We start from the raw sequence: 22,650 nt of genomic DNA, 5'->3' as shown, positions 1-22,650 counted from the left end.
TTTGCCCTCACTGACTTTTACTGACGCAGCCGTTGAGCCGCTGTGGTCCGGTCTCAATTTGAATATCGAACCTGGCGAGTTCTTGGCCATCCTGGGCCCCAACGGCGTCGGCAAATCCACGCTGCTGACCACTGCCCTTGGCATGCGCCGGCTGACTCACGGTTCAGTAAAAGTCGACGGGAACCTCGGCTACATTCCGCAGCAGCGGATGTTCGAGCCCTCACTGCCCATTCGGGTTCGCGACCTCGTCGAGCTGGCGGCCGGCAAGAATCGCTCCGCCACCGACGAAATGCTGGGCTTTGTCGGCGCGGGCGGTATTGCGGACCGTCGTGTCGGCACGCTCTCTGGCGGTCAGCAACAGCTTGTGCGTCAGGCGCAGGCGCTCGTTTCGGCACCGGATTTTTTGCTTTGCGACGAGCCTCTGCTCTCCCTCGACCCTGCGGCACAACGGACCACGGTCGAGCGCCTGGACCGGCATCGCCGGGAAAATGACACGGCAGTCGTCTTTGTCACCCACGACATCAATCCCATCCTGGGTGTCTGTGACCGAGTGCTCTACCTCACGCCGCATGGACATGCGGTCGGATCGGTCGAGGAAATCATCACCTCAGAGACGCTCTCGGAGCTCTACCAAACCAACATTGCGGTTGCCCGTGTCGAGGGAAAGCTGGTTATCGTCTAATGACCCTACTGACTCAGTATTTCTCCGACACCGCTGCTCTGCTCCAAGTCGGGTTCGTCCACAATGCTCTCATCGCGGCAGCTCTACTCGGGCTAATCTCCGGCATCATTTCGCCCCTGATCGTCATGCGACAGATGAGTTTCACGGTCCACGGCACCAGCGAGCTGGCACTTATGGGCGCATCCGCGGCCCTACTACTTGGTGTCAGTGTCAGCAGCGGTGCCATTATCGGTTCGGTGCTCATCGCAATAGTCCTGGCGGCACTGTCGCTTCGAGGGCGCCAAGATGCGGTCGTGGGCGTGGTCTTGAGCTTCGGCATGGGCCTATCGGTGCTGTTTATCCACCTCTACCCCGGCCGGACAAGTACCGCGTTTTCACTTCTCACCGGCCAGATCATTGGTCTGACTGACACTTCTCTATGGACGATGGCCATCGTCGCGGTCATCGTCGTCGGCGGCGTTGCCTGGAAATGGCGGCCGCTGCTATTCGCCTCCGCCGACCCCATCATGGCCGCCGCTAGTGGTGTCAATGTGAAGGCGCTATCGATCTACTTCGCGATTCTCACCGGTCTCGTGGCCGCCCAGGGCGTGCAAATCGTCGGCTCTCTGCTCGTCATCGCCCTGATTATCACCCCGGGTGCCGCAGCCGCATTCGTTACTGCCTCGCCGGTGAAGGCCATCATCCTCTCGACCATCTTCGCTGAGGTCGCGGCTGTCGGCGGCATCGTTCTCTCGCTCGCACCGGGTATCCCGGTCAGCGTTCTAGTGACGACAATCGCGTTTGTCATCTACCTCATCTGCTACGCCATCGGAACGGTGCAGTCGCGTAAGGCAACGCGTGACGACGTTCAGGCTGCCAAGTGGAGAAAATAGACACATACGCTTTTCGGAGTAGCTGTTAAAACAACAAAAATATCGGGCAGCTCCTCGAGTGACGATTGCGGAGAAGGTGCGTCCACCTTCCCTCTCGCCACCGAGGGGCTGCCCGTATTTTTACTGGATTCTCTAAAAGCAGACTCCAATACCCCCAGCTCTTTTTAAGACTGCGAGGCTGCCGAAATGGGGTGACCCGGCAGACAGAAAAACTAACGCTGAGGATGTCGTGGTCTGACATCTCAGTGACCCAAAAGCTAGCTGTACAAGCCACCGCTAGGTCCGTGAGCATCCCTAAATTACGGCCAATTACGCCCCCATTTCTAGGAGCATGATATGCCCGCCCTCCCCTTCAGGAAACTACGGATAATTTTCTGTTGGAAGTGATAATAACGCCGTTATTTCTGCAGTGCACGCCGGAAATAGAATTATCTTTAAAGCACTGAGCTACTGGGGGTAGCCATAAGTACCGGACGCCATTTAGAACGCAAAATGCCCCACGTAAACGCCATTACTATAACGAATTGATAATGGCGCCTACGGGGGTATCAAATGCGCTACTGACTACTCTTAGCCCGGCGCTGGCGGGCAAACTCACTCAGAGTCACACCGGCAGCAACGGAAGCATTGAGAGACTCAACCCAGCCAGTCATCGGAATGGACATGATGGTGTCACAGGTATCGCGCACCAGGCGCGAAAGCCCCTTGCCCTCAGAGCCGACGACCATAACCACCGGGGTGGTGCCGTCGTAAGTGTCCAGAGTGTGATCGCCACCGGCATCCAGTCCAACGACCTGGTAACCAGCCTTCTGGAACTGCTTGAGCGAGCGCACCATGTTGGTCGCCCGCGCAACCGGCAGACGCGCAGCAGTACCAGCAGAGGTACGCCAGGCGACGCCCGTAATGGCAGCCGAGCGACGCTCCGGAATCACCACACCGTGACCACCAAAGGCCGCCACCGAGCGAATGACCGCACCCAGGTTACGCGGATCAGTGATGTTATCCAGGCAGACGATAAGGCCCGGCTCACCGGTCTGGGCCACAGAATCAATCAGATCTTCGACAGATGCGTACTTGTACGGCGGAATCTGCAGGCCGATACCCTGGTGCATGGTGTTGCCGGTCATGGTGTCCAACTCGTGGCGGGGTACCTCGCGAATCGGGATACCACGGGAGTTAGCAATACGCACTGACTCCTGCAGGCGCTCGTCATTGTCGGTACCCAGCGCCACAATCAGCGCGGCCGCTGGCACCTTTGCATGCAGGCACTCCACGACCGGGTTACGGCCAACTACCAGCTCGGTGCCATCCCCCTTGCGCTCATGACGCCCCGAGTCACGGCGGCGCTTCTCTTTCGCCCGCTTATGAGCTGCGTGATAAACGCGGTCCTCTGCTTTCGGGGTCGGCCCCTTGCCACGCAAGCCACGCTTTTGGCCACCGGAGCCGCCAACGTTCTTCTTGCTTGCCTTGCGCACTGCACCACGACGACCGTTGCCTGCCATAGCTACCTGCTTCCTGTTGTTAATAGTTTTCTTTAGCCTAAAGCCAGCTTTTCAGCCCTAGTCAGCGACAGACCATGCTGGACCATCCGCGGTATCAGTTACCTCGATACCCGCTTCCTTCAGACGGTCGCGCACAGCATCAGCCGTAGCCCAGTCCTTCTCTGCACGAGCCCGGGTGCGTTCCTCCAACTGGTGCTCAACCAGCACACCGAGCGCATGCATTGCCGCATCGGAACCGGAATCGGAGGTTGCCCACTGCTCATTCAGCGGATCGAACCCAAGGACTGCGGCCATAGCGCGGACAGCACCGGCAATCTCCTTGGCCTTGGTCTCGTCGCCGTCGGCAAGCGCCTGATTACCTCCGCGAACAGCGTTGTGGATTTCCGCGAGCGCGCGTGGGACGGCGAGGTCGTCGTCGAGCGCTGCTTCGAACGCCGGCGTCCACTCACCGATTTCTATATCGCCGAGCTTATCGACGGCACGGTGCATAAACGCCTCGATACGACGGTAGCCCGCTGCCGCTTCCTGCAGAGCCTCCTCGGAGTACTCCAGCACGGAGCGGTAGTGCGCACTACCGAGGTAGTAACGCAGCTCAACCGGACGAACCATGGTCAGGATATGCGGCACGGACAACACGTTACCGAGCGACTTCGACATTTTTTCGCCGGCCATTGTGACCCAGTGGTTGTGCATCCAGTAGCGAGCAAAGCCGTCGCCGGCTGCGTGCGACTGCGCAATCTCGTTTTCATGATGCGGGAACTGCAGGTCGAGGCCGCCACAGTGGATGTCGAACTCCGAGCCCAAGTAGTAGGTGGCCATGGCGGAGCACTCCAGGTGCCAGCCCGGCCGGCCATTGCCCCACGGCGTCGGCCACGAGGGCTCGCCCGGCTTGGCAGCCTTCCACAGTGCGAAATCGTGCGCACCGCGCTTGCCCGGAGTATTGGTCTCGCCCTGCTCCATCTCGTCGACGCGGTTGCCGGACAGGCTGCCGTAGTCGCTGCCTTCAGCCTTGGACCAGGCATCCACGTCGAAATAGACGCTGCCATCGACAGCGTAGGCGAAGCCGTTATCCATCAGACGCTGCATATACTCCACCATCTGAGTGACATGCCCGGTAGCGCGCGGCTCAACGCTCGGCGGGAGAACACCGAGCTGGTTGTAAGCCCAGGTAAATTCGCGCTCAAAGCGAGAGACCCACTCCCACCAAGGACGGCCGTGCTCGGCGGCCTTGTTCAAAATCTTGTCATCGATATCGGTGACGTTGCGCACAAAGGCGACGTCATACCCCTTGGCGATCAGCCAACGGCGCAAGATATCAAAGGCCACGCCGGAGCGAACATGGCCAATGTGCGGCTGAGCCTGCGGGGTCGCACCGCACAGGTAAATGGAGGCATGCCCCTCGCGGAGAGGCTCAAAATCCTTCAGTTGGCGGGTTGCGGTATCGAAGATTTGAAAAGTCACAGCCCCGAGCATAGCGGGGAAATAGATACGGGTGAAAAAGAGAAAACGGCTAGCGCACACGGGCAATGTATGTGCGCTAGCCGTTAACCGGAAAAGTGCAGAAAATCCCTACTGGAAGGAACCGAGGAAGGGAAACGACTTATGCGTCTGCGTCCAGGTCCACCGGCTTATCGTCGGCCTCGTCCTTCTTCTCACCGGCGGTACCTTCCTGTGCCAGCGCGCGGTGACGCTCGATAGTGGCATCGACGCGGGCAAAAACTTCCTCGACCTTGGCCTCATCAACGCCGTCGGCAAGCGCGAGCTCACCGACGAGAACCTGGCGAGCCTTGCTCAACATACGCTTTTCGCCGGCGGACAGACCGCGATCCTGATCGCGGCGCCACAGGTCACGAACTACCTCAGCGACCTTGTTAATGTCGCCCGAACCCAGGCGCTCCTGGTTGGCCTTGTAGCGACGGGACCAGTTGCCGGCCTCTTCTACGTCGGTCTCACGCAGAACGGAGAAGACCTTCAGCAGCCCCTCTTCACCGACAACATCGCGGACACCGACCAGCTCGGCATTCTTGGCGGGCACCTGGATATTCAGATCACTCTGCAGAATCTGCAGTACGAGGTACTGAACGGTCTCACCGTTAAGCTCTCGTTCAATGATGTTTTCGATTTTCGCAGCTCCGTGGTGCGGATAAACTACGGTATCCCCAATGCTGAATTCCATGTAATGCACACGCCCTTTCCAACGGCCTTCCACCCTATCATGTCCCCCCATGATTTTACGGGTAGTATGAGAACATCTTAGGAAGACACTAAGGTGTTCTTTAAATACTGAAAATCCTATCGCCCATCCTCAAGCTACTGGAGGAAATCTAGTCATGGCCTTCAAGTCCGTACTTCGCCGCAGCGCCCTCATCACCGTCTCCGCAGCATCCGCAGTTGCACTTGCTGCTTGTGGCGCCGGTCAGATTTCGCAGACCGCAAATCAGCACCCGGCTGTAGACGGTGCGATGAACGGCGGCGAAGATGCTGCCGGCAAGGGTGCTGAGAACACCAACTCGGCTCTTGGCTTCGTCAACATCCGCGACGCTCATATCCTGGTTGACCCGGAGGCTGGTACCGCTGGTCTGAAGTTCTCCGCCAGCAACCAGCAGCGCGCTACCGAGTCGGTCTACAAGCTGAAGTCCGTCACCGTTGAAGGTATCGGCGAGGTTGAGCTGAAGAAGGTCGCTGAGACACCTTCCTTCGCTAAGGCTGCAAAGGGCGAGGACTCCCTGCCGCGTGAGTGCCAGATTGTTGCCGGCCCGAAGTCCGTCATCGATCCGCTGGCTAAGACCGCCAAGGACAACACCGGCTGCATCGCGTACTACACCAATGAGCTGGACCCGAGCACCCTGGTTGGCGACAAGAGCAGCGCTGCTGGCCAGAACCGCGAGGCCACCTTCGAGTTCACTGACCCGCAGGGCCAGACCAACACCTACGACCTGGACATCACCATCTCTGCTGACATTCTGGAAGCTGGCGCACCGAACCGCGGTGCTGACGGCATGATTGAATCCAAGTAATCGCAGCACAGTGGTGTTCCTGCGCTGTTCGCGCGCAGCGCACTTTTAGGCGCTGGTACAGCGCAGTCCTGTCCCGCAAATAACGCGAGGAGCTTCATCGAGCGGGCATGGGCGATTGGTCGCTTGATACGGGCCACGGCGGTACAGTCAGTCCTTGACACATGTCATTGACTCTGCCCTGGCCCGTTCTCGCGTATCTGGGGCAATTTTTTAGCGACATTTCCCGCACATCCCGCACCAAACGTTGTCGGGTCTGTCGCCCCCTCGTTTGAAGCAAAGGCGGTTGCACCGTGGCCAAGACCAAAGACGAAGCCTACGAATGCTCGGCATGCGGTTGGCAGGTGTCGAAATGGGTTGGTCAATGTCCCAACTGCAAAGAGTGGGGCACACTGGAGAAGGTCACTATCCGCTCCAGCAGAGGGAAGTCCGGCTCCACCCTTGAGGACAAAATCGCCACCCGGGCAGCCAAGCAACGTCGCCGGAGTGCTGCCACAACGGAGCCCGGCACGCGAGGTGACCGTCGTAAAGCATCTTCCACTTCCGTCGCGGCTGAGAGCCAGCGTTTAGCACAGCGCGCGCTTGACGACGATGCGGAGGAACGTTTCCTCGCCGAGACATCCGCAACAGATCGAATCCCCACTTCTTCTTCTGAGCTGACGGCCATTACCGGGATTTCCGCCAAAGCTGCGCACGCGGTGCGCACGGGCATCGGTGAGCTGGATCGGGTGCTCGGTTCGGGTATTGTGCCGGGTTCGTTGGTGCTCTTGGCCGGCGAGCCGGGGGTTGGTAAGTCGACGTTGCTGCTTGAAGTGGCCTATCGCTGCGCGGACGGCGATTTGGGGCCGACACTTTACGTCACAGGTGAGGAGTCGGTCGGTCAGGTGCGACTGCGTGCCGAGCGCACTGGCGCGCTGTCGGACTCGCTGTACCTGTCGGCGGTGTCGAATATCGAGGACGTCATCGATCTGACGCTAGAGCTCTCCCCCGGTCTGCTCATTGTGGACTCCGTGCAGACGATGCGTGCCGACGTCGAAGGTGCTCGCGGTGGCGTTGCTCAGGCCCGCGCCGTAACCTCTGCCCTGGCGGCGTTGGCAAAGGAGACCGGGACTGCGATTTTCTTGGTAGGGCACGTGACCAAGGACGGCAATGTGGCCGGCCCGCGCACGATGGAACACCTCGTTGATGTGGTACTCAACTTCGAAGGCGATAGACACTCGGGGCTACGCTTCTTGCGGGGTCTGAAAAACCGCTTCGGCAGCACCGATGAGGTGGGCTGCTTCGAGCAGACCGCGGGCGGTATTGCGGAAGTTGAGGATCCCTCGGGGCTGTTTTTGCATCACCGAACACCGACCTCGGGAACTGCAATTACCGTGGCCATGGATGGCCGCAGACCGCTGCTGGCGGAGGTGCAGGGCCTGGTAATCAACACCGAGGCACATAATCCACGACGCAATGTCTCTGGTCTCGACCCGAGGCGCGTGCCGATGGTCGCGGCCGTGCTGACTGAACACGGTAACTTCAAGCAGTTGGCCCGCATGGAGATGTACGTGTCCACCGTCGGCGGAATGACGCTGTCGGAGCCGGCCGCGGACCTGGCGATTGCGCTGGCACTGGCCTCATCCATGACTAAGCGGACCTTCCAGGACAAAACCATTGCACTCGGCGAACTGGGGTTGGCCGGCGAAGTGCGGCGAGTGACCGATTTGGAGTGGCGCCTTAAGGAAGCTCATCGAATGGGCTTCGACACGGCAATTGTGCCCAGAGGCGCAAAAGGCCCGGCAGGGATGCAGCTGCTGGAAGCAGCCACCGTTGCCGAGGCCATTGAGCTTGGGTTAGGAGCTAAGCGCTAGCGCATGTTGAACGTGTAGGCGTCAGAGTTGTTGTCACCAATCACGCCGTAGAAGATGTACGACCCGGAGGGAACTGGGACCCGGTCTTCTTCGGAGCACTTGTTCGGCGCCGAGGTCAGACGCGACCAGGTGGCGGCATAGTTGACTTCCTCGCCCGGTGCCAATACCAGTTCACCGTGGCCTTCGGAGTCATTGCAATCCACATCCGACCAGACTCGCTCATACGTTGCCAGGTCGTACACCTCGAAGCGCAACTGCTGCTCATCAAGGTTCACGCGGCATTCACCGCCGGTGGGATTGTGGACGGTAATCGCCAGAGTCGGCTGCTCATCGCCGTAGTTCGGCTGATCCGAGGTGGCCGTCACCTGCAGATCTGCAAGGGTACAGTCCTTTTTGCTCGCAAGCGCCGCCTGAGCGTCATCCTTCGCGGAGTCTTCGCCTTCCTTGTCGCCCTTCTTGGCGTCCTTGTCAGACTTGTCGTTCTCCGAGTCCTTGTCAGACTTAGGCGCGTAAGGTTCCTTGGGCTGTTCCGGAGGAGTCACCTCTTTCCCGTCATCCCTGGTGACATTCACCGGTTCAGAATCCTCGCTGTCCCGGTTTACCAGTGCGGAAATACCCCAGCCCAGGAGAACGAGGATGATAACGAGCAACACCGCCGCGGCGATACGCCGACGCCGGTAGATTTCTGGAGGCAGCTTATTGGTCACACATTTAGGTTAGCGGGTTCTCGCTGACTCCATGGGTAACGACGGTCTCAGCGCGTCCGTCCTCCAAGCGGTACCGCATACCGACAACGCCCACCTCGCCGGTCACCAAGCGCGATGAAATCTCTGGCGAGCGATCAATAATGTGATTAACAATCTCGCGCACGTGGCGCCGCTCAAATTCGTCGATTTCAGTCTCGCCATCCTTGCGAGCCGCCAGCAGCGACGGGGTGACCTTTTCAATCAGCACACGCTGGAAACCACCCGGCAGTTCGCCACCATCCAGTGCATTCTTCGCCGCAGCCACAGCGCCGCAGGACTCGTGACCGAGAACAATCACCAGCGGAACTCCAAGACCATCAACTGCGAATTCCAGCGAAGCCAGCACCGACAGGTCAGTAATCTCACCGGCAGTACGGATTACAAATACATCGCCCAAGCCCTGATCGAAAATAATCTCCACCGGAGCGCGGGAATCCGAGCAAGCCAGCACAACGGCCTTCGGCTTCTGCCCCTGCGTCAGCTGCTTACGACGAACCAAGTCCTGGCGAGGATGCGCAGTCTTGCTCTCGCAGAAGCGGAGGTTTCCGCGCACCATCGATTGCCATACACTCTCAGGAGTCCTCTCAGAATTGCTCATAGCTATATTGTGCAACGACTCTGCTGTTTATGGGAAAGCGAGAATGTAGATTGACCTCTGCAATTAACCAATCCGACGACTTCGACGAACACGTCGATGCCGCCTTACGTGATTGGTATCGCACCAACATGCGGCCACTTCCCTGGCGCGAAGAAGGCACTTCACCATGGGCTGTGCTCGTCAGCGAAGTGATGAGTCAACAGACTCCCGTCGCCCGCGTCATCCCCTCCTGGCGCGCCTGGCTGGAAAAATGGCCCACCCCAGCCGATTTGGCAGTCGCGCCCAAGGATGAAGTCCTACGTATGTGGGGAAAACTCGGCTACCCCCGACGTGCACTCCGGCTGCGTGAATGCGCAGAAAAGATCGTCGAAAAGCACGACGGCGAAGTACCAAGCGACGTGAACACACTGTTAGCCCTTCCGGGGGTAGGAGACTACACCGCTCGGGCAGTAGCGGCGTTTGCCTTTGGCGTGCGTACGCCGGTGGTGGACATCAACGTGCGCCGCGTACTCCGGCGACACCGTCAGGGCACGTACCTACCCGGCATCGCCAAACGCGCCGACATGACGCTCGTCGAAGAGTTCCTACCACTCGACCCCACGACTGCGGCCGAGACTTCCGTCGCACTCATGGAACTCGGCGCTACCGTCTGTCGAACGACACCCGAGTGCGAGGTCTGCCCCATCGCCACCAGTTGCGCATGGATTGCCGCCGGTCGCCCCGAACCCGAAGACCACGAAATCGCCGCTGCTAAACGGCGTGTGCAGAAGTTCGAAGGCACCGACCGTCAAGTCCGGGGCTTGCTTCTCGACGTGCTCCGCGCCGCCGACTCCCCCGTCGAACAGGCCGCTCTGGATGCGGTCTGGGATGATGCGCATCAGCGTTCCCGCGCACTGTTTTCCCTGCTTGACGACGGACTTGCGGAGCAAACCTCCGATGGCCGCTTCCAGTTGCCCCGTTAAAGCCGAGGCAATGCTCCGGTAAAGACCAGATTCGAACAAGTGCGTTGCCTAGAATTAGACACATGAATGCCACGCCCCATCGACCTCAGCGCCAGCGCTGTCTCTTTGGGGCTAGTAAGCGCAGAATTGCGCTGAGCACAGTGCTTGGAGTTGCTCTTCTGGGCTCTAGCGTGGGAACGCTCGGTGGTTGCTCGGCGGTGGATGGTCTAGGAGCGACTGGCTTCGGTTCTTCGGATTCTGACTCTTCTACGGTGAAGCGATTGCCTCCGGGGCAGGTAATTACGAAGACGCCATTTCCGGTCAATACGCCCGCACGCGCACAGCGGGTCGTGTTTTCCTCCACAGGTGCACGCGACCACCGCCAGACAGCCGTGTCCGGCACGATTTTGCAGCCCTACGCCCGATGGTCAGAGAAATCCCCGCGCCCACTGGCAGTAATTGCACCTGGAACTCTCGGCATGGCTGATAACTGTGCCAGTTCGGTCGCCCTGCGTTACGAAGCGCCTCCGACGCCTCCGGCACCTCAGCTGCTGGCACAGGGATGGAATGTTGCCATTGTGGATTACCAGGGGCTCGGCACGCCTGGGGTACATCCGTATCTCAACCGTGAGATTGCCGGGAATAACACGCTCGATATGGCGCGAGCGGCTATTGAGACTTTACAACTACCTGCAGATACTCCCATTGCGCTGTTCGGCTACTCACAGGGCGGAGGCGCCACCGCTGCAGCCGCCGAGCTAGCCGATGCGTACGCCTCGGAGCTGAACATCCGCGCTGTTTACGCCGGGGCTATTCCGGCCGATCTCACCGACACTGCACTGCATATTCGCGGCTCGGCGCTGGCGGGGCTCGTCGGTTACTTCATGAACGGCTTGATTGCAGAGTACCCAGAGACAAAAGAACCGATCGAGCGCATGCTGAGCCCGCTGGGGCAGGATTTCCTGAAGCTCACGGCCGATGAATGCATTGGCGCCACTGTCGAACGTTGGCCCCGCAATGACACCAAGGCATTCACGGCCAACGACTTAGGAATAGCGGAAAATCTGCGCTCGCCGGAGCTCTCCCCCGTCGTTCGGCGCCACGTGGAAGAACAAGCTCTGGGGACAAAGACTCCCAGTATGCCCGTATTCGTTACCCATAACGCATTGGATGATGTGCTACCCGTGACGTCGGCACGCGAACTTGTGCAGAAATGGCAAAAGGCCGGCTCCGACATCACCTACGTGGAGGTCGATACTGACCTCGGTGATGGGACGCACGGCCTTGCCTACGTGCTCACCCACGAAGAGATGCTTGCGTGGGTGAATCAGAAAATGGGGTACTAGCGGCGACAACCGCCGCTTTCCTCCATCTAGCAAGTACAGCTACTTTTTCTTCCAGCGACCACGGAAGGTCAAGCCCTTGCCCAGTCGGACGGTGTAACCGCCACGGCTGTTAATGGTCACCGGACCGATACGCTTCGAACCAGAGACTCCCGAACCCGAGTAGTTCAGCCACGTGTCCTTGTCCAGGTTCTGCTTCTTGCGAAATTGGATCCCCATTTAGTTCTCTCCCTCGGAGTTATCAGATTCGGGCTCTGCCTCAGCAGCGGCCTGGTCTGCGGCACCCTCGATGTCGTCGGATTCAACACTCAGGGTGCCTTCAGCACTCCCGAGAACATCCTTGTTTTCCTCGGACTCAGCCAGAGCACCGCCGTCGGCATCGACGTTACCGGCCTTGCCCTTGTTGGTGAAGGTAAACTTCGCCTTGTCGACGTCCTTGGACTCGCCATCCCAGCCTTCGACATCGATGAAGACGGTCTCGCCGAGACCAACCTCACCGTAGAGAATCTTCTCGGAGAGCTGATCCTCAATCTCGCGCTGGATCGTGCGACGCAGCGGACGGGCACCGAGCACTGGATCAAAGCCACGCTTGGCCAGCAGGTTCTTGGCGCGGTCGGAAATCTCCATGGTGATGCGCTTCTCGTCGAGCTGGTCGCTGACGCGGGCCAGCATGAGATCGACCATCTGGACAATCTCAGCCTGGCTCAGCTGCTTGAAGACCACAATCTCGTCGATACGGTTCAGGAACTCCGGACGGAAGTGCTTCTTCAGCTCGTCGTGGACCTTGTCCTTCATCCGCTCGTACTTGCCATCTTCATCGGCCTCGCCGACACCCGAGAAGCCCATACCAACAGCCTTGGAAATGTCGCTGGTACCCAGGTTCGAGGTGAAGATCAGAACCGTGTTCTTGAAGTCCACCACTCGACCCTGCGAGTCAGTCAGACGACCGTCTTCCAGGACCTGCAGCAAGGTGTTGTAAATCTCCTTGTGGGCCTTCTCAATCTCGTCGAAAAGCACGACGGAGAACGGCTTGCGGCGCACCTTCTCGGTGAGCTGGCCGCCCTCTTCGTAGCCGACGTATCCGGGAGGAGCACCGAAGAGACGCGAAGCGGTGAATCGGTCGTGGAACTCACCCATATCAATCTGAATGAGTGCGTCTTCCTCACCAAAGAGGAACTCGGCCAGGGCCTTCGACAGCTCGGTCTTACCAACACCGGACGGACCGGCGAAGATGAACGAACCGGACGGACGCTTCGGGTCCTTCAGACCAGCGCGGGTACGACGAATAGCGCGGGAGACAGCACTGACGGCCTCTTCCTGACCGATGATGCGCTTGTGCAGCTCATCCTCCATGCGCAGCAGACGCGAGGACTCTTCCTCAGTGAGCTTGAACACCGGAATTCCAGTCCAGGAAGCCAGGACCTCCGCAATCTGCTCCTCGCCAATCTCAGCGATGGTGTCGGACTCGCCCGCACGCCACTTCTTCTCGCGCTCGCGGCGCTCTTCGCCCAGCTTGCGCTCCTTGTCGCGCAGACCAGCTGCCTTCTCGAAGTCCTGCTCGTCGATGGCGGCTTCCTTCTGGCGGCGCACATCGGCAATCTTGGAGTCAATCTCCTGCAGGTCAGCCGGGGCAGTCATACGCTTGATACGCATACGAGCACCGGCCTCATCAATAAGGTCAACAGCCTTATCCGGCAGGAAGCGGTCGTTGATGTAGCGATCCGAGAGAGTAGCGGCGGCAACCAGTGCCTTGTCCGAGATGGATACGCGGTGGTGAGCCTCGTACTTATCGCGAACACCACGCAGAATCTCGATAGTGAGATCCACGCTCGGCTCCGGCACGTTCACCGGCTGGAAACGACGCTCAAGAGCGGCGTCCTTCTCGATGTGCTTACGGTACTCATCCAAAGTGGTAGCACCGATGGTCTGCAGCTCACCGCGAGCCAGCTTCGGCTTCAGAATCGAGGCCGCGTCAATTGCGCCCTCTGCGGCACCGGCACCGACCAGCGTGTGAATCTCGTCAATAAACAGGATGATGTCACCGCGCTGGTTAATCTCCTTGAGCACCTTCTTCAGACGCTCCTCGAAGTCACCGCGGTAACGGGAGCCCGCAACCAGCGAACCCAGGTCGAGGGAGTAAAGCTGCTTATCCTTCAGTGTCTCCGGCACACGGCCGTTGACGATGTCCAGCGCGAGACCCTCCACAACGGCGGTCTTACCAACGCCCGGCTCACCAATCAGCACAGGGTTGTTCTTGGTACGGCGAGAAAGAACCTGCATAATGCGCTCGATTTCCTTCTCACGGCCAATAACCGGATCCAGCTTGCCCTCACGTGCAGCCACGGTCAGGTTACGACCGAACTGATCGAGCACCAGCGAACCGGACTGGTGGTTTCCCTCCTGCACACGAGCGCCGGAAGTAGCGCCGACCGGACGCTGCTCCGGAGAACCATCCGACTCATCACCCTGGAAACCGCTGAGCAGCTGAATAACCTGCTGACGTACGCGCGGCAGGTCAGCGCCGAGCTTAACCAGTACCTGAGCGGCAACACCCTCGCCCTCGCGAATCAGGCCGAGCAGCAGGTGCTCAGTACCGATGTACTTGTGACCCAGCTGCAGAGCCTCGCGCAGAGAGTACTCCAGCACCTTCTTTGCACGCGGGGTAAACGGCACGTGACCGCTCGGCGGCTGGGAGCCACGACCAATAATGTCGACTACCTCAGAGCGCACAGCGTCCAGGGAAATACCCATGGACTCGAGCGCCTTGGCAGCCACACCGTCGCCTTCACTAATCAGGCCGAGCAGGATGTGCTCCGTGCCGATGTAATTGTGATTGAGCTCGCGTGCCTCATCCTGCGCCAGGACGACAACGCGACGTGCTCGGTCCGTAAACCTCTCGAACATCACTGCCCTTTCAAGTGTCTATTTTTGCCGTAATTCAATAAAGGTTGTTTCACCTAGCTTAAACGCGACGCGTCGCAGATTAATCCCTATAGCCGTACGCCAGTAGCGAACAGTCTGGTCGAGAGAGATGCAACGGCAATTTCATCCTGGAACGGACGCCTAGTTGTTCACGCGATCGTCGTGGCCATCATCCCGGTCGTCATCATCGCAATCATCGCAATCATCGCGATCATCGCGATCATCGTCCAGCTCCTCAGTCGACGTCACCGTAGTGGTGTCGACAGGTGCCGGATCGACGTCATCACTATCGCCACAAGCTGCAAAACCGAAGGCCGCACCGGTTGCGACTGCTCCGACTACGGCGACTCGGGTCGCCGAAATACGTAGGAAAGTTTGATGCTTGAGACTGGACTTCATGGGTTCCCCTAAGTCATATCGGATGGCCTCACCCTCCACTACTGCGACGAGAGCGCAGTTGGATTGGAACATCTTTCAAGAACTTTTCCTAGAGAAATTACCTCAAAACGGAGACCCTAAGTGCGGCGACAACATTTCTCGAGACAGAAAAAGCCCCGCACTTTTGAACGTACTCCCTGGTCACGCCTCAGGTCTTCACAACTATTCGTTTCTGATAAAAAAATTTTGCAAAAAGCTACACAAAAGTGACCTAGGACACTTATTCTTACTGTAAAAGAAACTAAATCGGCGGTCCTACCGATGAGGTTTCGCCTGATTAGGCCTCTCCGAAGACCGCAGGACATGAACCACGGAAGATGAGTGACTATGACATCTAATCCACAGACCTCGATTTTCAATAAGGTGCGCAAAGCTTCGCGAGCTACCTCGGACCTCGTTCTCGGACTCGCACCGGTGACGCAGGCTGGCGTCCTCGGCTCGATGGGACCTGGCGCTGCTGGAAAGGCATTGAATTCCATCTACCGTTGGGACTTCCTGCCAGCTGGTCTCCTCGGCATTGCAGCCGGCCGCGACCCGCACCACACCGCGATTATTGATGACGGCGGCTCGCTGACCTACGAAGAACTGCACGAGCGCTCCACTGCCCTGGCTCGAGCACTCCGCCACGGTGATATTCAGCAGCGCGACCGCATCGGCGTGCTGTCTCGCAACCACCGCGGTTTCATTATGGCGCTGTGTGCCCACGGTCGCCTCGGCACCGACCTGGTACTGCTCAACACCGGCGCCTCTGCCGAGCAGACTCTGGCCGTGATTCGTGAGCAGAAGATTGACTTCCTGTTCATTGATGAGGAATTCACTCACATGTTGCCGGAGGACTTCGATGAGTGCCCGGTCGCAGTGTCGTGGTTCGAAAACTACGGTGACACCTCCTGTGTTCGCGAGGGCTGGACCTCCATGCAGGAGATGCTGAAGACGGCACCGCCGGCAAAGTGGCCAACCGCCGAGCTGCCAAGCCGTCCACGCCGTGGCCGCGTTATTATTCTGACTTCCGGAACCACCGGCACGCCAAAGGGTGCCAAGCGTCCGGAGCCGCGCAGCTGGATGCCGGCATCGTCCATCATGAGCCGCATTCCGCTGCGCCAGCGTCGCCCGGCTTACCTTGCGGCTCCGCTGTTCCACACCTGGGGATTCGCAACTGCACAGCTGTGCATCGCACTGCGTTCCACCATGATCATGCGCCGCAAGTTCGATCCGGCCGACAGTCTCCGCATTATCGAGCAGCACTCTCCGCACACCATCTTCCTGGTGCCGACCATGCTGCAGCGCATGATTGAGATTCTCCCGGAGAACTACGACATCGGCGCGACATCGCTGAAGGTCATCGCATCCTGTGGCTCGGCCATTCCGGAGGGAATTGTCACTAAGACCCTCGAGCGTTTCGGGCCGGTTCTCTACAACCAGTACGGCTCCACCGAGGTCAGCTGGGCAACTATTGCTACCCCGGATGAGCTCAAGGCAAACCCGACCACGGCAGGTCGCGCACCGCTGGGCACTCGTGTCCAGATTCTCGACGAAGACGGCAACCGCGTTGCCGACGGCGAGACCGGTCGAATCTTCGTGGGCAACAACATGCTGTACGAGGGCTACACCCGCCCCGGCGCGGACAAGCAGGTCATTGACGGCATGGTCTGTACCGGTGACCTGGGTCGAATGGAAAATGGCCTGCTCTACATCTCCGGTCGCGAGGACGACATGATTGTCTCCGGTGGCGAGAACGTCTTCCCACGTCAGACCGAAGATGCACTCAGCCAGCTCGAAGGCATCCGCGAGTGCGCAGTCGCAGGTGTTCCGGATGAGCGCTTCGGCCAGGCCCTGGTCGCCTGGGTTGTCCGCGACGATTCCCCTGAGGGCCGCGCCCTGACCAATGAGCAGATTCGCACATACGTCAAGCAGCGCCTCAGCCGATTCGCCGTGCCGCGCGAGACCGTGTTCCTCGATGAACTGCCACGCAACGCAGTCGGCAAGGTTGTTCCTCGCCACCTGCCGAAGCCGTGGGAGAACGCCACCGAGGAGAAGGTGGCTTAGGGCGCAGGGACCGTCGTAAAGCGAACGGCAGACACGAAAAGGACGCGGTAAAAACTTCCAGTGTGGAAGTTACCGCGTCCTTTTTGCGTGTCCTAGGAAGAACTAGAGCTGATTAGCCAGCGTTCAAAACACCGTAGTCCGTGACAGGCTCACGGAAAATCTCTTCGCCGTCCTGGGTCACGGTTACCGCATTCGGAGTGACGGTATACGTGTAGCCACCATTTTTCGCGACAGCACGGTTCCCGGAGAAACTATCTACTGTGTACGCATCCGGGGTATCCGAAATCTCACCGAAGTCACCAATGTAATGGCGCTGCTGGCGGTTATTGGAATTCTCACAAATCACGGCCTTACCCGAAGAAGTCTCCGCCAACACACGCGCGTAATACCCACCCGAGCAGCGAGCGGTACTGCCAACCCAACCTTTGGCATCGATATCATCGCGATTCATACCGAACGCGCGAAGACCAAAATTTCCCCGCTGCGTAGTGGCAGGAGCGCTGCTCTCCGGCTGCTTCGTCGTTTCCGGCTCGACGGTCTGGGTATAGGTTTCCGTGTACGTCTCCACCGGCGCCGGGGACGCAGTGCTTGACGACGAGTCCCCTGCCGCAACCGTATCGGGAGACTGCGGGGAATTATCGGAGGAATTATTCAGGTAGTACGCGCCACCGATACCGGCGACCGCTGCAAGTGCGACACCGACGATGCCCAAAACCACGTACAGACCGTTGTTGCTCTTCTGCTCAGGTACCGGAGCCTGCTGATAAGCCGGATACTGCTGGGGTGAACCTCCCTGGTTCGGCCCCTGCGACTGGTACTGATACTGAGGCTGGTACTGGCCTTGAGCCCCACCCTGCGGCTGCTCCCAGGCAGATGTTGCATAACCGTCCTGCTCCCAATCCTGCGGGGAGGACGAACGCGGGTTGTACTGGTCGGTCATCGCTAAATTCCTTATTACTTCAGAGCCACACTTGTGCTCGGCCAATAACGTGGCGACTTGTGACTTCGCCCACAGTGGAACTTGCCACTACGTATTTTCCATTAACACTATGCGTTGCCCAGCGTACCCTGCTAGAAGCTAGCACTAGCTCAGAGCGGCACTTTGTTCTTGAAGAAATTGACGTAGTTCCGATCGGAGATCTTTCCCAGCATAAACTCTGGCTCCAACCCGAACATCGACCAACGAGTCTTCGTTGACCAGGCCAGCGACTGTGGTGTTGTGGTGCGGTGGTAGCTGATCTGGTAACCGTCAGTGTGCACTCGAATCTGCGTGTATCCACCCGGATAGCCAAGTGCAGCACCCCGCTCACAGAAGTCCGTATCCCCATAGTCGGCGACACCACGACGGCTGCGGTGCGTATGACCAGCGAACACACCTTTGGCACCCGGCGTGGCAGCCAGGATCTCCTGGAAAATCTTGGCCTGCTGAGCCTCGACCATGAATGCCTCCCCACCGAAATGCGAACGCACCGCATCCTGAGTAAACGGGTGGTGCGCAAACAAAATTGTCGGACGCTCTGGATCCTCTGCTAGTTCAGCACGCAATGCACGCATCTGGCGCTCATTAATACGCCCACCTGCATAACCAAATTCGGCAGTATCAACACCGATGAGACGCACTTCGCCGACGCGAGTCGACCAGTGCTGCTGCGTCGGCACAAGACGCTGGCTGAAGTAATCTGGAACCGCGGTCTTGCCCTTGCGGATTCCGCGTCCCCGGAAACCATTGATATTGGGCAGTCCGGGCGGGTGCACATCGTGATTACCACGGGTGACAAACCAGTTTTTCCCAAACTCACCGAAAGTATCCAAAACCCTGATGAGCTCGTCATACTCCTCAGGACGGTTGCTATCCGTGCAATCGCCATTGACGACGAGAGTGTCTAACCCGGCAGCCTTTACCGTGTCCACCAGACCCTGCAATTGCATAGAGGCGAAAGGCTGCTCTCCCGGATCGGAGGAAAGACCGAGGTTGCCAATGCGAATGCCGTCATGATTGGGCTTACCAATGTGTGTGTCATTCGTCAGCGCGAACGTCGCCAAATGTGCACCCGCCAACGCTGGCAGAGTACTTACGACGCCTGTCTTCTCCGGCGCCGTCTTGCTCATGGTGATATTCAGCGACGGGACCGCGCGGCAGTTGTGGGACCAGCACTCAAAGCGGTATTCCCGTCCCGGCTCCAGCCCATCAATGACCACATGGTGGTAGCCCGACTCTGAGTACCCCTCGTGCACGAGCTCTAGCGGCGTTGAATCCGCTGGAGCAAGCAGCACCCGCTCATCCGAAGGAACGGTCGGCTTAATAAAGCCATACGCTGTCTGCACTCCCGGAGCATATGTTGCCCATGTAAATGCCACTGACGTATCTGTAACAGTAATGACCTCCAAGTCGCTAGCCAGTACCTGCCACGACTTGGAATCCGACTGGGTAAGCCCCAGCCCCGACGTGACGTACTCCAGGCCGTACGCTCCCGAGGTTTTCGCGACGGCCATTGAACTTGCAGCAAGAGTTGCAACAGAGAGGTAGGCCCGGCGGGAAATGCTCATGGCCAATAAGCCTAGAACCTAAAGATGAAAAATAGATGAACTCTTCCTCTAATCTCGGAAAAATAGGAGCACAACAACAAAAGACACACGACTAAAACAGCGCAAAATAAAACACCGCCCTACCAGGTCATGGAAGGACGGTGTTTTAAGAAATGTGGCTTGAGCATCTAAGTGAACTTTTACCGGCTCACCAGTATGTAGATTGCTCTGAAGCTGTAATTACTTCAGTTCCTTGGAAGACAGCCCCAGGGTGCGGCGAGCAACAACTAGCTGCTGAATCTGCTGGGTACCTTCGAAGATATCCAGGATCTTGACGTCGCGGGACCACTTCTCCAGCAGGTTACGCTCGGAGTAACCGAAGGTGCCTGCCAGCTGAACGGCACGCAAGCAGATCTCAGTGCCTGCGCGGCCGGCCTTGGCCTTACACTCAGAAGCCTCCAGAGTGTTCGGCTGCTTGTTGTCAGCCATCCACGCAGCGCGCAGAGCCAGGAGGTACGCAGCCTCCCAATCGGACTCCAGCTTCAGGTACTCAGCTGCAGCAGCGCTCTGGGTGTGTGCCGGTGCATCGTAGTCAATCTCGATGCCGGCCTCTTCCAGTATGCGACGCAGCTCTTCCAGCGAAGCACGGGAGACACCGATGGCCATACCGGCAACCAGCGGACGAGTGTTGTCGAAGGTCGCCATTGCGCCGGCGAAGGACTTCTTAACATCAATGTCCGGGGAACCCAGCAGATTCTCCTTCGGGACGCGGACGTTGTCCAGGCGGAGCACTGCGGTATCCGAGGAACGAATACCCAGCTTCTCTTCCAGGCGCTCCACGGTGAAGCCCGGGGTGCCCTTCTTCACCAGGAAGGACTTGATGGCAGCGCGGCCCTTGGACTTGTCCAGGGTCGCCCACACAACGACGGAATCGGAACGCTCACCAGCAGTAACGAAGATCTTCTCACCGTTGATGACGTACTCGTCACCATCGAGCTTGGCAGTGGTGGAAACAGCGGAGGAGTCAGAACCGAAGGACGGCTCGGTAATTGCCATGGAAGCCCAGGTCTTACCGAAAGCCTCCAGCTGCTCATCAGTAGCAACAGCTGCGATAGCTGCGTTACCCAGACCCTGGTACGGCAGGGACAGGGTCAGCCCCACGTCACCCCAGCAGGTCTCAATAACGTTGAGCAGCGAAGCCATGTTGCCACCGTTTTTTACACCGGTACGCTTCTTTTTCTTGTCATCGCCACGTCCGCCGGAAGCACCGGAGAAGCCGCGGCCACCATCTGCCATGCCGTCCATCATGGAGGCAAGGGTGTCGAGTTCCTTCGGGTACTCGTGCTCAGCGAGATCGTACTTACGGGAAATCGGTCGGAAGATCTCAGCGGCGGCCTGATGCGACTGGGACGCGCCCGCCTTGAGGAACTTCGGCAGTTCGAGGTTAATCATTTTCTTTCCTCTTAATTCTTTTCGGCTGAAGTATCTAGCGGTTTACAGAACGACGATGCCTTCGGCGACACCAATTGCGCGGAGGTCACGGTACCAACGCTCAACCGGGTGCTCCTTGGTGAAGCCGTGTCCACCGAGCAGCTGCACACCGTCGGAACCAATCTTCATGCCCTTTTCCGTGGCGAAGGTCTTAGCCAGAGCTGCCTCGCGAGCGAAGCCGCGACCCTGGTCAGCGCGGGAAGCACCGCGGAGGGTGATCATACGGAGACCATCGAGCTCAATCTTGATGTCGGCGACCATGAATGCCACTGCCTGGCGGTGGGAAATCGGCTCGCCGAATGCCTGACGCTCGTTGACGTAAGGAATGACGTAGTCGAGAACTGCCTGAGAAGTACCCATTGCAAGCGCGGCCCAGCCGAGGCGGGAACGACGCAGAATGTCGAGGTATGCCTCTTCACGATTCTCAGCAGAGGTGCTAGCACCGCCGAGAATGTTCTCAGCCGGAACCTTGACATCCTTCAGGATGACACGGCCCATTGCGGCACCGCGCAGACCCATGGACGGATCAGCCTCAACGTGGAGGCCCTCAGTGTCGGACTCAACGATAACCAGAGCTGGCTTACCCTCGAGCTCAACACCGATGATGAACAGCTCAGCTGCGCCGGCGTTCGGAACGAAGGACTTAACACCGTTGAGGACCAGCGAATCGCCCTCGCGCTTCGCGGTGGTTTCAGGCTTGCGCGCGTCGAAAAGCGGGCGCGGCTCTGCGAGAACAACAGCGGCAGCCGGGACGTTCTCGCCAGCGAATGCCGGCAGGTAGGTCTTCTGCTGCGAGTCAGAGCCGTGAGCGGTCAGGGTGGCAGCGACACCGGCCGGAGCCAGCACAGCCAGAGCCAGACCCATGTCTCCGTAGGACAGAGCCTCTGCGACCAGCGCGTTGGTGGTGACGTCCTCACCTGTAGCGATGCCTTCGAAAGCCTCCGGGACGTTGATCATGGTGACGCCCAGCTCAGAAGCCTCAGAGACGAGGTTCTCCGGCGGAGTTGCCTCGTGGTCGGACTTGTAAGCAGCCTCGCGTAGACGAGACTCAGCGAACTCCTTCACCGTCTCGACGATCATCTGCTGATCCTCGGTCGGGGTGAGGTCGAAGAGCTTCTTTGCCTTCTCCTCGGCTGCGGCCTCCTGTGCAGCCTGGGCTTCCTCAGCCGGACGCTCCGGCTTACCGGAACCGGAAATCTTCTTAAACTGACGATTCGCGGCACCAAGGGTCTTGAAACCGGACTTGGTGGACTGGTACACCACGCGGTCGATTTTTGGCTGAAGGTCGTACTTCTGGGCGAAGTCCGAACCAGTAATCGACGTGATGAACCGCATTGCCGCTCCGATAGCGTCGCGACCAGGGTTATTGCGGCCGACAGTCGAATCTTCGCGGTTCTTCTTCTCGCTCATGTGATCATGGCCTTTCGAGTCAGAACTATTACTGGCATAACAATAAATGAATCACGTGACCGTTGTCACAGGAATTGAAAAAACATTGCCAAGTAACAGAAAACTTTCAGGTTTCTAACTTGTCAGGCGATAACGCGGTTAACAACGTAGTTGCGATCAGAGAGCTCACCAAGCAGCGCCTCGGGCTCGAAACCGTACATCGCCCAACGGGCACGCGCAGTCCACGCAAGCGCATCTTCGCTGCTCAAACGATGGAAATTAACCTG

At 58.7% G+C, this 22,650-nt stretch carries 20 protein-coding genes; 7 read left to right on the top strand and 13 right to left on the bottom strand.

The features are described from left to right. The first annotated feature begins 1 nt into the window (after position 1). Entirely contained in the window at positions 2-682 is a 681-nt protein-coding gene (locus HMPREF3053_RS02860; RefSeq protein ID WP_070767250.1) for a metal ABC transporter ATP-binding protein, read from the top strand. Then, positions 682-1,554, top strand: coding sequence for a metal ABC transporter permease (locus tag HMPREF3053_RS02855; RefSeq protein ID WP_070767249.1), 873 nt, complete (start codon positions 682-684; stop codon positions 1,552-1,554). The genes HMPREF3053_RS02860 and HMPREF3053_RS02855 overlap by 1 nt, the downstream gene beginning before the upstream one ends. 557 nt (positions 1,555-2,111) lie before the next feature. On the opposite strand, the gene rlmB is transcribed toward HMPREF3053_RS02855, so the two are convergent. The 3 genes from rlmB to HMPREF3053_RS02840 all read right to left on the bottom strand — a co-directional run bounded on the left by rlmB (position 2,112) and on the right by HMPREF3053_RS02840 (position 5,232). Continuing rightward, entirely contained in the window at positions 2,112-3,056 is a 945-nt protein-coding gene (gene rlmB / locus HMPREF3053_RS02850) for a 23S rRNA (guanosine(2251)-2'-O)-methyltransferase RlmB (protein ID WP_016421447.1), read from the bottom strand. A 57-nt stretch (positions 3,057-3,113) separates the two neighbouring features. After that, entirely contained in the window at positions 3,114-4,517 is a 1,404-nt protein-coding gene (cysS, locus tag HMPREF3053_RS02845; RefSeq protein ID WP_042388940.1) for a cysteine--tRNA ligase, read from the bottom strand. 139 nt (positions 4,518-4,656) lie between these two features. Next, on the bottom strand, positions 4,657-5,232 hold the full coding sequence (locus HMPREF3053_RS02840; protein WP_016421449.1) for a CarD family transcriptional regulator: 576 nt from the start codon (positions 5,230-5,232) through the stop codon (positions 4,657-4,659). Between the two features lie 154 nt (positions 5,233-5,386). Here HMPREF3053_RS02840 and HMPREF3053_RS02835 point away from each other — a divergent pair, with 154 nt between their 5' ends. Further along, on the top strand, positions 5,387-6,073 hold the full coding sequence (locus HMPREF3053_RS02835; protein ID WP_016421450.1) for a hypothetical protein: 687 nt from the start codon (positions 5,387-5,389) through the stop codon (positions 6,071-6,073). Positions 6,074-6,363: 290 nt separating this feature from the next. After that, a complete protein-coding gene (radA, locus tag HMPREF3053_RS02830; protein WP_049180934.1) occupies positions 6,364-7,923 on the top strand; it encodes a DNA repair protein RadA in 1,560 nt (519 codons plus the stop codon). Here the strand turns inward: radA and HMPREF3053_RS02825 are convergent. Next, entirely contained in the window at positions 7,920-8,630 is a 711-nt protein-coding gene (locus tag HMPREF3053_RS02825; protein WP_038626593.1) for a hypothetical protein, read from the bottom strand. The two genes, radA and HMPREF3053_RS02825, sit on opposite strands and share 4 nt — an antisense overlap. Before the next feature lie 4 nt (positions 8,631-8,634). Further along, a complete protein-coding gene (locus HMPREF3053_RS02820; protein ID WP_042388218.1) occupies positions 8,635-9,267 on the bottom strand; it encodes a carbonic anhydrase in 633 nt (210 codons plus the stop codon). 29 nt (positions 9,268-9,296) lie between these two features. Between HMPREF3053_RS02820 and HMPREF3053_RS02815 the strand changes: the two genes are divergently transcribed. Together HMPREF3053_RS02815 and HMPREF3053_RS02810 are read left to right on the top strand one after the other, a co-directional pair. Continuing rightward, positions 9,297-10,229 carry an HhH-GPD family protein gene (locus HMPREF3053_RS02815; protein WP_049194046.1) on the top strand — a complete coding sequence of 311 codons (933 nt, stop codon included), beginning with the start codon at positions 9,297-9,299 and terminating at the stop codon, positions 10,227-10,229. 62 nt (positions 10,230-10,291) lie between these two features. After that, the gene (locus tag HMPREF3053_RS02810; RefSeq protein WP_224786627.1) at positions 10,292-11,554 is read left to right on the top strand and encodes a lipase family protein; all 1,263 of its coding nucleotides are present in this window, start codon (positions 10,292-10,294) and stop codon (positions 11,552-11,554) included. 39 nt (positions 11,555-11,593) lie between these two features. Here the strand turns inward: HMPREF3053_RS02810 and HMPREF3053_RS11055 are convergent, their stop codons facing one another. The 3 genes from HMPREF3053_RS11055 to HMPREF3053_RS02800 form a co-directional block, all read right to left on the bottom strand. Beyond that, positions 11,594-11,770 carry a hypothetical protein gene (locus HMPREF3053_RS11055; protein ID WP_005510144.1) on the bottom strand — a complete coding sequence of 59 codons (177 nt, stop codon included), beginning with the start codon at positions 11,768-11,770 and terminating at the stop codon, positions 11,594-11,596. Then, positions 11,771-14,455, bottom strand: a complete 2,685-nt coding sequence (locus HMPREF3053_RS02805; protein ID WP_070767248.1) for an ATP-dependent Clp protease ATP-binding subunit — start codon at positions 14,453-14,455, stop codon at positions 11,771-11,773. Between the two features lie 159 nt (positions 14,456-14,614). Further along, positions 14,615-14,872 carry a hypothetical protein gene (locus HMPREF3053_RS02800; protein WP_141758935.1) on the bottom strand — a complete coding sequence of 86 codons (258 nt, stop codon included), beginning with the start codon at positions 14,870-14,872 and terminating at the stop codon, positions 14,615-14,617. A gap of 366 nt (positions 14,873-15,238) precedes the next feature. Between HMPREF3053_RS02800 and HMPREF3053_RS02795 the strand changes: the two genes are divergently transcribed. After that, a complete protein-coding gene (locus tag HMPREF3053_RS02795; RefSeq protein ID WP_070767246.1) occupies positions 15,239-16,957 on the top strand; it encodes an AMP-binding protein in 1,719 nt (572 codons plus the stop codon). Between the two features lie 112 nt (positions 16,958-17,069). Here HMPREF3053_RS02795 and HMPREF3053_RS02790 read toward each other — a convergent pair whose 3' ends face one another. From HMPREF3053_RS02790 to HMPREF3053_RS11255, 5 genes are all read right to left on the bottom strand, one after another. Further along, positions 17,070-17,897, bottom strand: coding sequence for a hypothetical protein (locus HMPREF3053_RS02790; protein WP_070767245.1), 828 nt, complete (start codon positions 17,895-17,897; stop codon positions 17,070-17,072). A 149-nt stretch (positions 17,898-18,046) separates the two neighbouring features. Then, positions 18,047-19,504 (bottom strand): purple acid phosphatase family protein, encoded by a 1,458-nt coding sequence (locus HMPREF3053_RS02785; RefSeq protein WP_070767244.1) that lies wholly within the window; start codon positions 19,502-19,504, stop codon positions 18,047-18,049. 219 nt (positions 19,505-19,723) lie between these two features. Then, positions 19,724-20,935: an acyl-CoA dehydrogenase family protein gene (locus tag HMPREF3053_RS02780; protein WP_038626631.1), complete on the bottom strand. Its 1,212-nt coding sequence runs from the start codon at positions 20,933-20,935 to the stop codon at positions 19,724-19,726. A 42-nt stretch (positions 20,936-20,977) separates the two neighbouring features. Continuing rightward, positions 20,978-22,384 carry an acyl-CoA dehydrogenase family protein gene (locus tag HMPREF3053_RS02775; RefSeq protein ID WP_070767243.1) on the bottom strand — a complete coding sequence of 469 codons (1,407 nt, stop codon included), beginning with the start codon at positions 22,382-22,384 and terminating at the stop codon, positions 20,978-20,980. A gap of 122 nt (positions 22,385-22,506) precedes the next feature. Then, positions 22,507-22,632: a hypothetical protein gene (locus tag HMPREF3053_RS11255; RefSeq protein WP_256381105.1), complete on the bottom strand. Its 126-nt coding sequence runs from the start codon at positions 22,630-22,632 to the stop codon at positions 22,507-22,509. Positions 22,633-22,650 lie beyond the last annotated feature (18 nt).

It is taken from the genome of Corynebacterium sp. HMSC064E07, from assembly GCF_001815745.1.
GTDB lineage: Bacteria > Actinomycetota > Actinomycetes > Mycobacteriales > Mycobacteriaceae > Corynebacterium > Corynebacterium jeikeium_D.
Note: the sequence above shows the minus strand (reverse complement) of the source record. Positions and strands in the feature narration are given on the sequence as shown.

Excerpts from the sequence above, each read along its gene's own strand:
- HMPREF3053_RS02855 (WP_070767249.1), top strand. The coding sequence starts at position 682 with ATGACCCTACTGACTCAGTATTTCTCCGACACCGCTGCTCTGCTCCAA.
- rlmB (WP_016421447.1), bottom strand. The coding sequence starts at position 3,056 with ATGGCAGGCAACGGTCGTCGTGGTGCAGTGCGCAAGGCAAGCAAGAAG.
- HMPREF3053_RS02840 (WP_016421449.1), bottom strand. The coding sequence starts at position 5,232 with ATGGAATTCAGCATTGGGGATACCGTAGTTTATCCGCACCACGGAGCT.
- HMPREF3053_RS02835 (WP_016421450.1), top strand. The coding sequence starts at position 5,387 with ATGGCCTTCAAGTCCGTACTTCGCCGCAGCGCCCTCATCACCGTCTCC.
- HMPREF3053_RS02820 (WP_042388218.1), bottom strand. The coding sequence starts at position 9,267 with ATGAGCAATTCTGAGAGGACTCCTGAGAGTGTATGGCAATCGATGGTG.
- HMPREF3053_RS02815 (WP_049194046.1), top strand. The coding sequence starts at position 9,297 with ATGGGAAAGCGAGAATGTAGATTGACCTCTGCAATTAACCAATCCGAC.
- HMPREF3053_RS02810 (WP_224786627.1), top strand. The coding sequence starts at position 10,292 with ATGAATGCCACGCCCCATCGACCTCAGCGCCAGCGCTGTCTCTTTGGG.
- HMPREF3053_RS11055 (WP_005510144.1), bottom strand. The coding sequence starts at position 11,770 with ATGGGGATCCAATTTCGCAAGAAGCAGAACCTGGACAAGGACACGTGG.
- HMPREF3053_RS02805 (WP_070767248.1), bottom strand. The coding sequence starts at position 14,455 with ATGTTCGAGAGGTTTACGGACCGAGCACGTCGCGTTGTCGTCCTGGCG.
- HMPREF3053_RS02800 (WP_141758935.1), bottom strand. The coding sequence starts at position 14,872 with ATGAAGTCCAGTCTCAAGCATCAAACTTTCCTACGTATTTCGGCGACC.
- HMPREF3053_RS02795 (WP_070767246.1), top strand. The coding sequence starts at position 15,239 with ATGACATCTAATCCACAGACCTCGATTTTCAATAAGGTGCGCAAAGCT.
- HMPREF3053_RS02790 (WP_070767245.1), bottom strand. The coding sequence starts at position 17,897 with ATGACCGACCAGTACAACCCGCGTTCGTCCTCCCCGCAGGATTGGGAG.
- HMPREF3053_RS02785 (WP_070767244.1), bottom strand. The coding sequence starts at position 19,504 with ATGAGCATTTCCCGCCGGGCCTACCTCTCTGTTGCAACTCTTGCTGCA.
- HMPREF3053_RS02780 (WP_038626631.1), bottom strand. The coding sequence starts at position 20,935 with ATGATTAACCTCGAACTGCCGAAGTTCCTCAAGGCGGGCGCGTCCCAG.
- HMPREF3053_RS02775 (WP_070767243.1), bottom strand. The coding sequence starts at position 22,384 with ATGAGCGAGAAGAAGAACCGCGAAGATTCGACTGTCGGCCGCAATAAC.